This window comes from Pseudomonas sp. AC169 (assembly GCF_979258515.1).
Genome location: NZ_OZ409866.1, coordinates 3,440,802 through 3,454,818 on the forward strand (window position 1 = coordinate 3,440,802; position 14,017 = coordinate 3,454,818).

The following is a 14,017-nucleotide window of genomic DNA, read 5'->3' on the forward strand; positions in this document are numbered from 1 at the left end:
ATGAAAAGCCAAGGATGAAGTCTGCCCCTTAGGGGAGAGTCAAGGCGTGCAGCAGGGCTTTTGCGTATCCCGGCAGGGTGGTGAAATCCTTGGCGCAGAGCATCAAGGTTCGGCGCGCCCAGGGTTCGTTCAATGTCACGCTGTTGAATGAGCGCTGCCCCGCGCGTTCGACGGCGGCCAGCGGCACGATGGCCAGCCCGGCGCCACGGCCGACCATGCGCATCACGCCATCGAAACCATCCGCACGGATACGCACCTGCATGCGCGCGCCGCTGTGCAGGGCCTGTTCTTCCAGATAGATCGCCAAAGCGCTGTTGGCGCTGAGTCCGACGAAGTCATGGTGCAAAGCGTCGCTGAAACTGACCTCGGCGGCGTCAGACAATGGGTGGTCGAGAGGCAGAATCAGCACCAGCGGATCGTCGCGAAATGGCTGGGTCTGCAGGTCACTGGTGTCCACCGCGTCGGACACAATCCCTAAATCCGCCGCGCCTTGGTGCAAGGCATGAGTGATGCGCGCGCTGGGCAGTTCCTGCAAGTCGATGTCGAGATTTGGGTGATCGCGCAGGAAGTCCGCGAGTACTTCAGGCAGGTATTCGGTGATCGCCGTGGTGTTGCACAGTAACCGCACCTGTCCTTTGACGCCTTGGGCGTAGTCGGCCAGATCCTGCTGCATGCGCTCGGCTTGTTGCAGGAGGATGCGCGCGTGTTGGGCCAGCGCTTTACCGGCTGGCGTCGGCGTGACACCACGGCGGCCGCGCTCAAGGAAGTCGGTGCCGAGCGAGGCTTCCATGGCACGGATTCTGGCGCTTGCAGCGGCCAGGGATAAATGGCTGCGGGCGGCGCCGGCGGTGATGTTGCCGGTGTCGAGGATGTGCAGGTAGAGGCGCAGGTCGGTGAGGTCGAAGTGCATGGTGGCAGCCTCTGGTTTTAGTGTGTTCGGGCTGGCCCCTTCGCGAGCAAGCTCGCTCCCACAGGGGAGTTGTGTACGACACACATCCTATGTGGGAGCGAGCTTGCTCGCGAAGAGGCCGGAAGCCTCAAAGAAAATATCAGCCTCTTGTCTGGTGAGAGGCAGCCTCAGTATATGGCAGATTTCCAGCCAACCCCGCCTGGCGCACAGTAACGCCATGAACACTCTCACAGATTTCTACCAACACCTCGGCCTTGCCCTGTCCTTGCTGGTCATCATGACTTTCATGCTCGCCGGTCTGATCAAAGGTGTCATCGGCCTCGGTCTGCCCACCGTCGCCATGGGTTTGCTCGGTCTGGCTATGGCGCCATCGCAGGCAGCCGCCTTGCTGATCATCCCGGCCACCCTGACCAATGTCTGGCAACTGGCATTCGGCGGGCATCTGCAAGGGCTGCTCAAGCGTCTCTGGCCGATGTTGCTGATGATCTTTCTCGGCACCGGCCTCGGCACCTTATGGATCGGCATGACGGGCGGGCATTGGGTGGTGCGGGGACTGGGCGCGGCGCTGTTGCTCTACGCGTTGAGCGGACTGTTCCTGGCCACGCTGCACATCCCCCCGCGCCATGAAACCTGGCTCGGCCCCTTGTGCGGATTGATCACCGGCGTCATCACTTCGGCCACCGGTGTCTTCGTGATTCCGGCGGTGCCGTACCTGCAAGCACTGGGCTTGAATCGCGATGAACTGGTCCAGGCGCTGGGCCTGTCATTCACCGTTTCGACGTTGGCACTGGCCGCTGGATTGCTCTGGCGTGGCGCCCTCGGTGGCGGCGAACTCAGTGCTTCGCTGCTGGCGCTGATCCCGGCCATTCTCGGCATGCTGCTCGGGCAATGGCTGCGCGAGCGCATCAGCGCCGTGCTGTTCAAGCGGGTTTTCTTTGTCGGTCTGGGTGCGCTCGGCGCCCATTTATTGATCAGCGGTTAGCCGAGGACTCGCTGAGCATTTCGATCTGGCGGATATCAAAATCGCGCTCCAGATAATCCATGCGCCGTTCAAAAAACGCCTTCATGTGCGGCAGATTCGAATGCACATCCAGGTGCGCTTGCGACGCCCAGATTTCGTAGAAGATGAACAGCGACGGATCTTCCTTGTCGCGCAGCATGTGGTATTCGATGCAGCCGGGCTCGGCGCGGCTCGGCTCAACGTAAGCGCGAAACAGTGATTCGAAAGCCTCGGCTTTTTCCGGGCGGGTCTTGGCGTGCAGGATAAAACCCTGGCGTTCACTCATCGCAGCAACTCCTCAAATTCTGATAGCCGCAAATGCTATGGCAACAATCGGCATTCGATTCGTGCTTTTTACTCAAATGTATTTTGCGCAAATCTGGCTTACTCCGCGCGAGGCGGATCGTTAATCTGCCGCCATTCCCGTTTCCCTTCTCCATCCAGCCCAATGGCTGCGCCGAGGCTTTCTCATGAAAAAAGTGCTGTTGCTCAATGGCGGTAAAAAATTCGCCCACTCTGACGGTCGTTACAACACCACCCTGCACGAAGCGGCGCTAAGCGTGCTCGATCGCGGCGGTGTCGACGTCAAAACCACCTTCATCGACGAGGGCTACGACGTTGCCGAAGAAGTGGCCAAATTCCTCTGGGCCGACGTGATCATTTATCAGATGCCCGGCTGGTGGATGGGCGCGCCGTGGACGGTGAAAAAGTACCTCGACGAAGTCTTCACCGAAGGCCACGGCAGCCTCTACGCCAGCGATGGTCGCACCCGTTCCGATGCCTCGCAGAAGTACGGCAGCGGTGGTTTGATTCAGGGCAAGCAATACATGCTGTCGCTGACCTGGAACGCACCGCAACAAGCGTTCGATGACCCGACTGATTTCTTTGAAGCCAAAGGTGTCGACGCGGTGTACTTCCCGTTTCACAAGGCCAATGAGTTTCTCGGCATGACCGGTTTGCCGACGTTCCTCTGTGTCGACGTGATGAAACGGCCGAACATCGAGGCTGATGTGGCGCGCTATGAACAGCATCTGACCGAGGTGTTTGGCCTCAAGGGCTGATGCTCGGCTACTATCGAAGGCCTGAGCCTGCGGGGCAGGCCAATCGATTTGAGGACACCCGTGAAAGCCAGATCCGATGAGTTGCAGATTTTCGTCTGCGTGATCGAATGCGGTTCGATTTCCGCCGCCGCCGAGCAAGTCGGACAGACGCCGTCGGCGGTCAGTCGCACGTTGTCGAAGCTGGAAGCCAAGCTCGACACTACGCTGATCAACCGCACCACGCGGCGCATGGACCTGACCGAAGAGGGCAAGTACTTCTTCGAGCAGGCCAAGCTGATTCTCGATCAGATGGATCAACTTGAAGAGCGGCTGTCCTCTCGTCAGCAAACCCCGTCCGGGCGCCTACGGATCAATGCCGCATCACCGTTCATGCTGCACGCGGTGGTCCCGTACATCGACGAGTTCCGCCGGCTCTATCCGGACATTCAGCTCGAACTCAACAGCAATGACCTGATCATTGACCTGCTGGAACAAAGCACCGACGTCGCTATCCGCATCGGCACCCTCGCCGATTCGACGTTGCACGCGCGCTCACTCGGTTGCAGTCCGTTGTTGATTGTCGCTAGCCCGGCCTATCTGGAAAAGTACGGCGCGCCGCTGCAAGTGGCGGACTTGAGCGAACACACCTTGCTCGGTTTCACCCAGAACGAAGGTCTCAACCAGTGGCCGCTGCGCTATGTGCACGGCGACCGCTGGCCGATCACTCCGGCGATCAGCGCCTCCAGCGGCGAGACCGTGCGCCATCTGGCGCTGGAAGGGCAGGGCATCGCCTGTCTGTCGCACTTCATGACCATCGATGACATTCGCGCCGGGCGCCTGAAAGTCCTGCTCGGCGAATTCAATAGCGGTTATCGCCAGCCAATCAACGCGGTGTACTACCGTAACTCGCAACTGGCGCTGCGCATTCAGTGCTTCCTCGACTTTATTCAGAGCAAACTCGCTGCTTACGCCAGCGCCGACTTCAAGGGCTGATTCGTGACCTCTGCGCAAGAGTGAATTGGGCGGGGGCGGGTTTTTCCCTCCAGCTCAGGGGCAGATACTCGTCCCATCACTTACTCACGCAGGGAGTTATTCCATGAACGTATTCGTCACCGGCGCTGCCGGTTTTATTGGCGGCTCGATCGCTACCGGTCTGGTCACGGCCGGGCACAAAGTCACAGGCCTGGTGCGCAGCGCCGAACAGGCTGAAGAGCTGAAAGCCATCGGAATCACCGCGGTCATCGGCACTCTCGACGACCAAGCACTGCTCGCCGAACAGGCCCGCGCTGCCGACGCGGTGATCAACGCCGCCAGCAGCGACCATCGCGGCGCGGTCGAAGCCTTGCTCGATGCCTTGCGCGGTTCCAACAAAGTCTTCCTGCACACCAGCGGTTCGAGCATCGTTGGCGATGCGTCGGGCGGTAAATCCAGCGACGTTATCTACTTTGAGGACAACCTGCCGGAGCCGACCGTCGACAAAGCCGCGCGCGTGGCCATCGACAACCTGATTCTCGCGGCGGCGAAGGACGGCGTGAATTCCGCCGTCATCTGCAACACGCTGATTTACGGCCACAGCCTGGGCGTCAATCGCGACAGCGTGCAACTGCCGCGACTGCTCAAGCAGGCACGTAAAAGCGGCGTAGTGCGCCACGTCGGCACCGGCCAGAACATCTGGTCCAACGTGCACATCGAAGACGTCGTCGCCCTCTACCTGCTGGCGCTGACCAAAAACATCCCAGGCACTTTCTACTTCGTCGAAAGCGGCGAAGCCTCGTTCATCGACATGACCACCGCCATGGCCGAAGCCCTGAACCTCGGCCAACCGCAAGACTGGCCGCTGAAAGACGCCGAAGCTGAATGGGGCTACGAAATGGCCAACTACGGCCTCGGCTCCAACAGCCGAGTACGCGGCAAACACGCTCGTGAACTGCTGGGCTGGGCACCGAAGCGCACGTCGGTGGTTGAATGGATTCGTAACGAAATGGTGTGAGTTCAGCCCTTCCGAGTGATCCCCCCGAAACCTGTGGGAGCTGGCTTGCCAGCGATAGCGGCCAACCATTCAACGCGCATGTTGAATGAAAAAAACGCCTCGCCAGCACGCTCGCTCCCGCAGGTTTTTTCACCTCCACGGCTGTCCCGGAAAACCATGGCACGGCAGATGGCATTTAATTTTTAGGTCAACCTGAACCGTTTTAGCCGGAAATTTCCTATTAGGCTGTCATCCGGCTAAACAGCTCGGCGCCCCTCGCGTCGCCCTCTGGATAGCCACATCAACGGGCTGTAACGGCATGAAGCCGGTTCTGCAGCTCAATGCTTGTGGAGTTTTTATGCAAAAGGATTTTGCGATGACAGCACGCTACTGATGCCTTTTCGTAAAGGTGTATCCCGGGCGGACAGATTCACTTCGCCTTCTCGCGGTTAATGGCTGTCGGCCATTGCTGCCGCACCTCCTTCAAACAGTCCCGCCTGCGCTTCGCGTGTTCAGGGCGTGGGTAACGTCATCACTGAAATTGGCAAAAACAAGGAATAGTTATGATCATTTTGGGTGTTACCAACAACGATTTATCGGGAGCTTGCCTGGTGCGCGACGGCCTGATTCTTTCAGCGGTCAGCGAGGAGCGCTTCACCCGTATCAAGGACCACAAGATCTGGCCCGGCCAATCCATTGAATTCGTCTTGAGTCAGGCGGGTTTGTCTCTGGAGGACGTCGACTATGTCGCTTATGGATGGAACGCCGGATTCAGTGCCGACAAGCATCTTGAATTGTATTTTGATCGCATCGTTGAGGAGGTCAGGACCAACCCTCAAGGCCTGACGCAATTCCGCCAGCGAGTCACCGATGAGGTCAGGAACGATAAAGAGAAACGCGCCGAATTTGATGAGTTCATCGCGGCCAATGGTTTGCTGGGCAAGGCGTACTACATCGATCACCATGAATGTCATGCCCTCGGTGCCTACGTCTGTTCGCCGTTCGATGAAGCGCTGACGTTGACCTGTGACGGACGCGGCGACTTCCAGTCGCTGACCGTGACCTGGTACAGCCCGACTGAAACCAGCGTGTTGCAACGCGAGACCAGCATCGACAGCCTGGGCTATTTTTACGGGCGGATTACCCATTTGCTGGGCTACAAACCGAACCGCCATGAAGGCAAGGTCACCGGCCTCGCAGCCTTCGGCGATCCGCAAAAACTGCTGGGGGTGATGCAGCAGATGATCCGTTTCGAGGACGGGCGTATCAAGGCGTATTGCGGCGATCTGTTCCTGCCGTCCTACAACAACTACAGCGATCCGCTGCAAGCGCTGTTCGCTGAGGAAACCCCCGAGGACATCGCGGCCGCCGTACAACGGCATAGCGAAGACTTGCTGGTCGCGGTGGTCACCCATCATCTGGAACAACGCGGCAGCAGCAATCTGTGTCTGGCCGGCGGTGTGTTTGGCAACGTGAAGCTCAATCAACGCCTGCGCGAGATTGCCAACGTCAAGAATGTCTATGTGTTGCCGTGCATGGGCGATGGTGGCCTGGCATTGGCGGCAGCGGTCGGCGCCGCTTATCTGCAAAACGGTACTCGCTTCAGGGCCCCGACCATGGCGCTCGGGCCGGAGTCGCGCAGCGTTTCGCAGAACATCAATCTGATCCATCGCGACTACCCGGAACTGGGTTACCACACGCCTGCCAACCTCATCGAGGTGCTCACCGAGGCGCTGCTGGAAAATCAGGTGCTGGGCATGTTCAAAGGCAAGATGGAATTCGGCCCGCGCTCGCTGTGCAATCGCAGCATCGTCTATCACGCCCAGGATGCCGAGGTTAACGACTGGCTCAACAAACGCATGCACCGCACCGAGTTCATGCCCTTCGGGCCGGTCACCGCGATTGAACAGGCCGCCGCCTGTTACGTCGGGTGGGACGAGGAGCAAGTGGCGGCAGACACCATGACCATGACCTACGATTGTCACCCGGCGTTCATCGAGGCGAGCCCGGCGGTGGTGCACATCGATGGCACCGCACGGCCGCAGATCATTCGGCCGCAAGCCGATCCGTTCATGCACCGTCTGCTGAATGCCTGGCACGCCAGGACCGGTCAGGCGGCGTTGATCAACACTTCGTTCAACCGTCACGAAGAGCCCATCGTGTGTTCTTCTCAGGATGCCCTGGATGCCTTGAAAGAAGGCATGGTCGATCTGGTGGTCATGAGCGAATCGCTGATCGTCTGGCGCAAGGGCAAAAACAGCTTCACCCAAACACGCTTCGAGTAATGAAGTGAGGTGGGCAGGGCTCCGCTGGAGCCCTGTTTTGGCGGATCGAGCGTATGGATATCGAATGTATCTAATCTTCTTCGGATTCTTTGCGGCAGAAGGGATCATCTATCCGTTCTGGCCAACCTGGCTTGATTCACTGGGCTTGAGCGCCAGTCAGATCGGCCTGCTGATTGCGGCGGCGTACTGGCCACAGGTGTTCAGCGGAGTGTTTATCACCTACGTGGCCGACTGGCGTGTAGACCAACTGCGTCTGGCGGCATTTCTCGGCTTCTCGGCGGCGTTGTGCACCGCGCTGTTTTATTTCGTGCCGGTGCATTTGTGGCTGTTTGTCGGGCTGAGCATTCTGTTTGGCGGGCTGTGGATGGTGGTGTTGCCCTTGTCCGAGGCCTATCTGCTCAAGCGCGATAAACAGGCGCTGCAGAACTATGGCTGGGTGCGGGCGGTGGGGTCCTCGGCGTTTATTCTGACCTCGACCCTGGGCGGTTTTCTGTTTGCGCAGTACAGCCAGTCATGGGTGCCGATGGTGGTGGCCGCGTGCATGTTGTTTACCGCCATCGCCTGTCTGCGCTTGAAACGCCAGGTCTCGCGCACGCAAGCGGAACCGCTCAGGCGCGCAATCAAACGGCCGGACTGGAAGGCGTTGCTGGCGCAAAAAAGTCTGTTGATCGCGATTGCCGCGGCCAGTTTCATTCAACTTAGCCACACCCTGTATTTCTCCACCGCGTCGATCGGTTGGGGCGTGAAGGGCTACTCTTCGTCGGCCATCGGGATGTTCTGGTCGGTGGCGGTCATTGCCGAAATCAGCTATTTCGCCCTGTCCAACAAAGTCCTGTCGTGGTGCTCGCCGTTATCCATCGTGATGTTTTCCAGCGTCTGTGCTGCGGCGCGCTGGGCGCTGTTTTCCAATAGCGATGCGCTGCCAGTGATCGTGCTCGGGCAGTGCCTGCATGCGTTGAGTTTTGCCGCGTATCACGCGGCGATCATGCGCTTTATTCGCGATCACGCGCCGCAGGATATTCAAGTCTTTACTCAAGGGGTTTATTACTCTCTGGCGGTGGCCTTGCCCATGGGGCTGGCGACGCCCTTCGCCGGGTATTTGTACGAAACTCACCCGCAGTGGTCCTATTACGTGATGGCGCTGTTTGCCCTGGTGGGCACAGTGCTGGCATTTCTCGCTCATCTGAAAATGCGAAGTTCAACTCATGACACAACGAACCTTTACCGCCGTCTGCTTTGATATGGACGGCGTGCTGATCCAGTCTCGCGAGGTCATTGAAGCGGCCTGGACCACCGTCGCGCGCCAATACGGTATCGAAGTCGATCAGGCGTTTATCCACGAGCACATTCACGGGCGCCCGGGCGGCTACACGTTACAAGCCTTGTTCGGACAGTTTGACGAACAGGAACGGGTGGCGATCAAGCAACAGGTCGATACCCTTGAGGAGCTTTCCGATTGTTCGCTGGTGCCCGGCGTCGCGGCGTTTATCACGCTGCTCAAGGATTGCGCGGTGCCCCTGGCGCTGGTCACCAGCAGTTGGCGGGCACGCGTCGAGCATGTTCTGCAGCAACACAATCTGACCTCGGTCTTTGACAGCATCATTTGTCGAGACGACGTACGCAGTGGCAAACCGGCCCCCGATCCCTATCGCCTGGCAGCGGCTCAATTGGCGCGTCAGAGCGATGAATGTCTGGTCTTCGAGGACTCAGTCAGCGGTGTGCAGTCGGCGATCAGCAGCGGCGCCTTGTGTATCGGCATTGGCGATGACCCAACCCTGACCGCGCACGGTGCGCTGTGTGCGTATGCCGATTTCACTGCGCTGGCGGTTTCCCGGACAGAGGCGGGGCCACACGCTTACACCGAGCGCGGTCTGCGCATCAGTGGGCACATTGCACAGAGGTTCGCCCGGCCATGACCCAGACCCTGCAACACGCCCGCGTTCTGTGGGATTTCCTTGGCGCCGGGCGCACGCACAAGCGGTGTGAACTGATTGTGGTCTGCGGCTCCTACGACCTCAGAGTCTGCGATTACGCCTGCGAACTGTTGAGCAAAGGGATTGCTGAACACCTGCTGTTCACCGGCCATACCGGCAACTGGACGAAGCATTTGTGGGACCGCAGCGAAGCCGATATTTTTGCCCAACGGGCCATGGCGCTGGGCGTCAGGCCGGATCAGTTCACCCTGGAATCGCGCGCCACCAACTTTGCTGAAAACATTGCGTTTGCCAAGGCGCTGTTTCCCGATGTACGCCGGGCGACCTTTCTGACCAAGCCGAATTCGATCCGCCGCGTGGCATTGACCTTGCCCGTTCAGTGGCCCGAAGTTGAAGCTTGGGTGGACGCGCCGTCGTTCAGTTTTCCTGACGAGATCAGCAATCTGATCGGAGTCTTGGGGGTGATCGACGAAATGGTCGGCGATGTGCACCGGATCATGGTTTACCCTTCGCTGGGTTTTCAGGCCCCGCAGGTGATTCCCGAAGCGGTTGAGGCGGCCTGGCGATACCTGATAGAACAAGGCTTCGATCACCATTTGATCAAGGGCAGACATTGATACCAGTCTGCCGCCGGGAGACTGACATGCAGTACGACACGCTGATCCGCAATGCGCTCATCATCGATGGGAGCAACGTGGCCGGCTACCCCGCCGATGTAGCAATCCGTAAGGGGCGCATCGAACGCATCGGCGACTTGCACGATGCGAGCGCCACTGAAGAAATCGACGCGGCAGGGCGGGTGCTGGCGCCCGGTTTCATCGACGTGCACACCCACGACGACACCGTGGTGATTCGTCAGCCCGAGATGCTGCCAAAACTCAGCCAAGGCGTGACCACGGTGATTGTCGGCAACTGCGGGATCAGCGCCTCGCCGGTCAGTCTGAAGGGCAATCCGCCGGATCCGATGAACCTGCTCGGCAGCGCGGCGGCATTCGTTTATCCACGCTTCAGCGATTACCGTGCGGCGGTCGAAGCGGCGAATACCACGCTGAACGTGGCGGCACTGATCGGCCACACGGCGCTGCGCAGCAATCATCTGGATGACCTGTTTCGCAGTGCAACGCCGGAGGAAATTGTGGCGATGCGCAAGCAACTGCGTGAGAGTCTGGAGGCGGGCGCGTTTGGGTTATCCACAGGTCTGGCGTACGCCAGCGCCTTCAGCGCTTCCACCGATGAAGTGATGCAACTGACCGAAGAACTCACGGCGTTCGGCGCGGTTTACACCACGCATCTGCGCAGTGAATTCGAACCGGTGCTGGAGGCCATGGATGAAGCCTTTCAAATCGGTCGACATGCGAAATCGCCAGTGATTATTTCTCATCTCAAATGCGCCGGCGTGGGTAACTGGGGGCGCAGTCCGCAGTTGCTCGCCTCATTGGAAGACGCCGCCAAAACCCACCCGGTCGGTTGCGATTGCTACCCGTACGCGGCGAGTTCATCGACGCTGGATTTGAAGCAGGTCACCGATGCGCATCGCATCACAATCACCTGGTCGACCCCGCACCCCGAGGTCAGCGGCCGCGACCTGATCGACATCGCCGCCGAATGGAACATGCCGCTGCTCGATGCCGCGAAACGCCTGCAACCGGCGGGTGCGGTGTACTACGGCATGGACGAGGCGGATGTACGAAGAATCCTCGCGCATCCATTGTCGATGGTCGGCTCTGACGGATTGCCGGAAGACCCGTTCCCGCATCCGCGCCTGTGGGGCGCTTTCCCACGGGTATTGGGACATTTCAGTCGCGACGTCGGGCTGTTTCCGTTACACACCGCGGTGCACAAGATGACCGGTCTGTCGGCGGCGCGATTTGGTCTGAAGGAAAGAGGCGAGATTCGTGAGGGATATTGGGCGGATCTGGTGTTGTTCGACCCGGTGACTGTGCGTGATGTGGCCGACTTTCACGACCCGCAACGTGCGGCGTTGGGCATCGACGGTGTTTGGATCAACGGTGTTTTGAGCTATCGCGACGGGCAGGCGAATGGTCGCAGGGAAGGCCGCTTTCTCGCCCGAGAGGGTGATTTGCGCGACAACTTTCACTGAGGTTTCGCGGACTGCGTCACAGTGATGGCACATTGCGACTAAAGAAAGCCATCAACAGGCCGAATTGCTGACATCCACCCCGTCTACACTGTGGGGCCAATCAGTCAGGGAGCACCCCATGAGCTTCGGCAAAACCACCCCGATTCTGCGGATTTTCGATGAAGCCAAGGCTGTCGAGTTTTACGTCGATTTCCTCGGTTTCAAGATCGACTGGCAGCATCGCTTCGAGGCGAATTTTCCGTTGTATCTGCAGGTGTCTCGCGGTGAATGTGTGCTGCATTTGTCCGAGCATCACGGCGATGCGTGCCCGGGTTCGGCGCTGCGTATCGAGACGGATGAGTTGGAAGCTTTCCAACAGCGACTGATCGCCAAGGACTACAAGTTTTCGCACCCGCAGATTCAAGCGATGCCGTGGGGCAGCCAGGACATGACGATTGCCGATCCGTTTGGTAATCGGCTGGTGTTCACCAACGCGATCAGCCTCTGAAGCGAAAAGCCCCTCACCCTAGCCCTCTCCCGGAGGGAGAGGGGACTGACCGAGGTGTATGAAGTTATCCATTGACCTGAAAGATCTGCAGCGATTATGGATTCAAAGCAGCACTGTCAGGTCGATGTCATTCACAAATATCCCCCGTTCGGCCCCCTCTCCCTCCGGGAGAGGGCTGGGGTGAGGGGAAAATGGCACAGCGCAAAAAGAAACCCGCCACCCAACCATCACAGTTGGGGTAGCGGGCTTTTTTTGTTATTCGGTCGGCACCAACCTGTCCAACACGCGATTAACGGCCATTTCCGCCACCATCACCACCTGCGCAATACCCTGCAGCGTCTTGCGGTGCGTGCCTTCAACCTGCGCGGCATGGTTGTTGAGCATGACCGTCGCCGAACCCAGGGTTTCGCTGGCGTCGGCCAGCAGGGATTCGGTGTCGGCATTGGGGTTGGCCATGTACAGCGTGTTGGGGGAGTAGGGGGTGGCCATGAGGTCGGCGTTCGTCGGACCGAGATAGTGGTCGAGCGCGCGCTCGGCGGCTTCGTGGAATTTCTTTGAATCAGCGGATTCGTAGGGGGAGGCCGGGTCGGTGACCGGCGGGTTTGGCGTTATCTTGAACATAGCTGTGTTCCCTTTATTGAGCGGCAACCCTTTGGCTACTAAACGAAAGGGTGGCAGCTGTACGCAGGTTAGTAGACCGGGGAACTCAGCTAAGCCGGCGCGCCGAAGCGCCCTGCGTACAGCCACCATAAAGCTCAGGTGCGGGAGCACCTGTGATGAGTGTACGACCAGCAGAGTTACCACCGGGCTACTAAACCCGATCACTGGGATCAGTGACGCAATCAAGTTACGCAGCATGCTCCGGGCGCACAAGCCGGCGGATTCTGGCTTAGGCGTAGGTTACGGCGCAAGGATTTGTGGGCTGTTTCGCGTAACGCTGAGTGTCTTTAAACGCCTGTGGTGCGGGATGTTTATTGCGCTCAAGTATCGAAGATTTACCTGTAGGAATCGGGTGCTGCAACTGGCGCATTCGCGAGCAGGCTCGCTCCCACAATGGGTCTGCGGTGGCCATCAGTTTTGTGAACAACGGAGATCAACTGTGGGAGCGAGCCTGCTCGCGAAGAGGCCCGAACAATCACCCCCGATGCATCTGCCGAAACTCCCCCGGCGGCATCCCCCGCCGACTCTTGAACGTGCGGTGAAACGAGCGGGGTTCGGTAAACCCCAGATACTGCGCAATGTCCTGAATCGGCAGCGTGCTGTTGAGCAAATAATGCTCCGCCAGCTCCTGACGCAGATCATCGAGAATCTGCTGATAAGACGTCCCCGCCTGATGCAACTGCCGCTGCAACGTGCGCACTGAAACAGCGAGCTGCTCGGCGACCTGCTCCTTGCGCGGCAGCCCTTCCTTGAGCAACTGCCGCAGGATGTTCTTCACCTGCTGCTCAAGCGACGCATCCTCCAGCGTTGCCATCAACCCCAGTGCGTGTTCTTCCAGGGTGCGCAGCAACTGCGCATCCGCCTGGCGCAACGGCAACTGCAAATAAGCCAGCGGTACGATCAGCGCCGAATACGGTTGATCAAACGACACCGGGCAATCGAAAAACGCTTCATATTGCGCTGGCGTCGCTTCGGCGGGGCAGGCGTGTTCGAGCCAGACAGCGGCCGGCGACATCTGCGTATCGGCGATCCAGCGCGCATATTGCAGCCAGGAACCGAGGACGTTTTCCACCAGATGCCGACGAATGCGCGGGCGCTGATAGCGGCAGGTCCAGATCAAATGTACATGGCCGTCCTGCAACTCGGCACGGCTGACGCCCATGTCCCCCACCAGTTTCTCGAACGGCATGATCCGGCTCATCGCATCACCGAGGGTCGCGCAGTTCATGGTGATGTAACCGAGCACGCTCCACGAATTGGGCAGAACGAAATTCGCCGCGTTGAGCCCGAACAGCGGATCGCCCGAGTGTTCGCAGAAATAATCCAGCAAGCGTTCATGCGCCTCACCGGGCAAACGCAGGGTGTTATCGCTCAGTTGTTGCGTCTGCAAACCCGCTGCCGCCAACGCAGGCTCGATGGCCATGCCCAGTTGTTCAGCATGGCGCAGGTATTTGAGCAGGGGCGGAACCGAGGTGAAGCCGAGCGATTGCATGATCCCTTCCTTTGATCGACGGCCGCGTGGGCGGATGAAAGCCTGAAAGGTAATTTGAAACCGCGTCTAAAGTAAATGGCTGACGCTTGCGCGACGTTTGACTCAATTGGCTACAGGAACTGGCCGGATGCGACCGTGA

General features: G+C 59.2%; 14 protein-coding genes. 10 read left to right on the forward strand and 4 right to left on the reverse strand.

Annotated elements, in window-relative coordinates; translation table 11 throughout:
- Positions 1-28 precede the first annotated feature (28 nt).
- On the reverse strand, positions 29-910 hold the full coding sequence (locus tag ACZZ0G_RS15455) for a LysR family transcriptional regulator (protein WP_463556706.1): 882 nt from the start codon (positions 908-910) through the stop codon (positions 29-31).
- Positions 911-1,127: 217 nt separating this feature from the next.
- Between ACZZ0G_RS15455 and ACZZ0G_RS15460 the strand changes: the two genes are divergently transcribed.
- Positions 1,128-1,892, forward strand: coding sequence for a sulfite exporter TauE/SafE family protein (locus tag ACZZ0G_RS15460; RefSeq protein ID WP_463556707.1), 765 nt, complete (start codon positions 1,128-1,130; stop codon positions 1,890-1,892).
- Here ACZZ0G_RS15460 and ACZZ0G_RS15465 read toward each other — a convergent pair.
- Complete coding sequence (locus ACZZ0G_RS15465; protein ID WP_463556708.1) at positions 1,882-2,196, reverse strand: putative quinol monooxygenase; 315 nt, start codon at positions 2,194-2,196, stop codon at positions 1,882-1,884. The genes ACZZ0G_RS15460 and ACZZ0G_RS15465 overlap by 11 nt on opposite strands.
- Positions 2,197-2,380: 184 nt before the next feature.
- Here ACZZ0G_RS15465 and mdaB point away from each other — a divergent pair, with 184 nt between their 5' ends.
- The 9 genes from mdaB (at position 2,381) to ACZZ0G_RS15510 (ending at position 11,726) form a co-directional block, all read left to right on the forward strand.
- Complete coding sequence (mdaB, locus tag ACZZ0G_RS15470; protein WP_095119572.1) at positions 2,381-2,971, forward strand: NADPH:quinone oxidoreductase MdaB; 591 nt, start codon at positions 2,381-2,383, stop codon at positions 2,969-2,971.
- A 60-nt stretch (positions 2,972-3,031) separates the two neighbouring features.
- A complete protein-coding gene (locus tag ACZZ0G_RS15475) occupies positions 3,032-3,943 on the forward strand; it encodes a LysR substrate-binding domain-containing protein (protein ID WP_463556709.1) in 912 nt (303 codons plus the stop codon).
- A gap of 103 nt (positions 3,944-4,046) precedes the next feature.
- Positions 4,047-4,940, forward strand: coding sequence for an NAD-dependent epimerase/dehydratase family protein (locus ACZZ0G_RS15480; RefSeq protein ID WP_463556710.1), 894 nt, complete (start codon positions 4,047-4,049; stop codon positions 4,938-4,940).
- Positions 4,941-5,482: 542 nt separating this feature from the next.
- Complete coding sequence (locus tag ACZZ0G_RS15485) at positions 5,483-7,204, forward strand: carbamoyltransferase family protein (RefSeq protein WP_463556711.1); 1,722 nt, start codon at positions 5,483-5,485, stop codon at positions 7,202-7,204.
- Between the two features lie 64 nt (positions 7,205-7,268).
- Positions 7,269-8,444 (forward strand): MFS transporter, encoded by a 1,176-nt coding sequence (locus ACZZ0G_RS15490; protein WP_463556712.1) that lies wholly within the window; start codon positions 7,269-7,271, stop codon positions 8,442-8,444.
- Complete coding sequence (locus ACZZ0G_RS15495) at positions 8,410-9,120, forward strand: HAD family hydrolase (RefSeq protein WP_463556713.1); 711 nt, start codon at positions 8,410-8,412, stop codon at positions 9,118-9,120. The genes ACZZ0G_RS15490 and ACZZ0G_RS15495 overlap by 35 nt, the downstream gene beginning before the upstream one ends.
- Positions 9,117-9,755 carry a YdcF family protein gene (locus ACZZ0G_RS15500; RefSeq protein ID WP_463556714.1) on the forward strand — a complete coding sequence of 213 codons (639 nt, stop codon included), beginning with the start codon at positions 9,117-9,119 and terminating at the stop codon, positions 9,753-9,755. Before ACZZ0G_RS15495 ends, ACZZ0G_RS15500 begins: the two co-directional genes overlap by 4 nt.
- Before the next feature lie 26 nt (positions 9,756-9,781).
- Positions 9,782-11,239 carry an N-acyl-D-amino-acid deacylase family protein gene (locus ACZZ0G_RS15505; protein ID WP_463556715.1) on the forward strand — a complete coding sequence of 486 codons (1,458 nt, stop codon included), beginning with the start codon at positions 9,782-9,784 and terminating at the stop codon, positions 11,237-11,239.
- Positions 11,240-11,357: 118 nt separating this feature from the next.
- Positions 11,358-11,726: a glyoxalase superfamily protein gene (locus ACZZ0G_RS15510; RefSeq protein ID WP_463556716.1), complete on the forward strand. Its 369-nt coding sequence runs from the start codon at positions 11,358-11,360 to the stop codon at positions 11,724-11,726.
- 255 nt (positions 11,727-11,981) lie between these two features.
- Here the strand turns inward: ACZZ0G_RS15510 and ACZZ0G_RS15515 are convergent, their stop codons facing one another.
- Together ACZZ0G_RS15515 and gliR are read right to left on the reverse strand one after the other, a co-directional pair.
- Positions 11,982-12,347: a DUF6124 family protein gene (locus ACZZ0G_RS15515; RefSeq protein WP_463556717.1), complete on the reverse strand. Its 366-nt coding sequence runs from the start codon at positions 12,345-12,347 to the stop codon at positions 11,982-11,984.
- Between the two features lie 514 nt (positions 12,348-12,861).
- Positions 12,862-13,878: an AraC family transcriptional regulator GliR gene (gliR, locus tag ACZZ0G_RS15520; RefSeq protein WP_463556718.1), complete on the reverse strand. Its 1,017-nt coding sequence runs from the start codon at positions 13,876-13,878 to the stop codon at positions 12,862-12,864.
- Positions 13,879-14,017 lie beyond the last annotated feature (139 nt).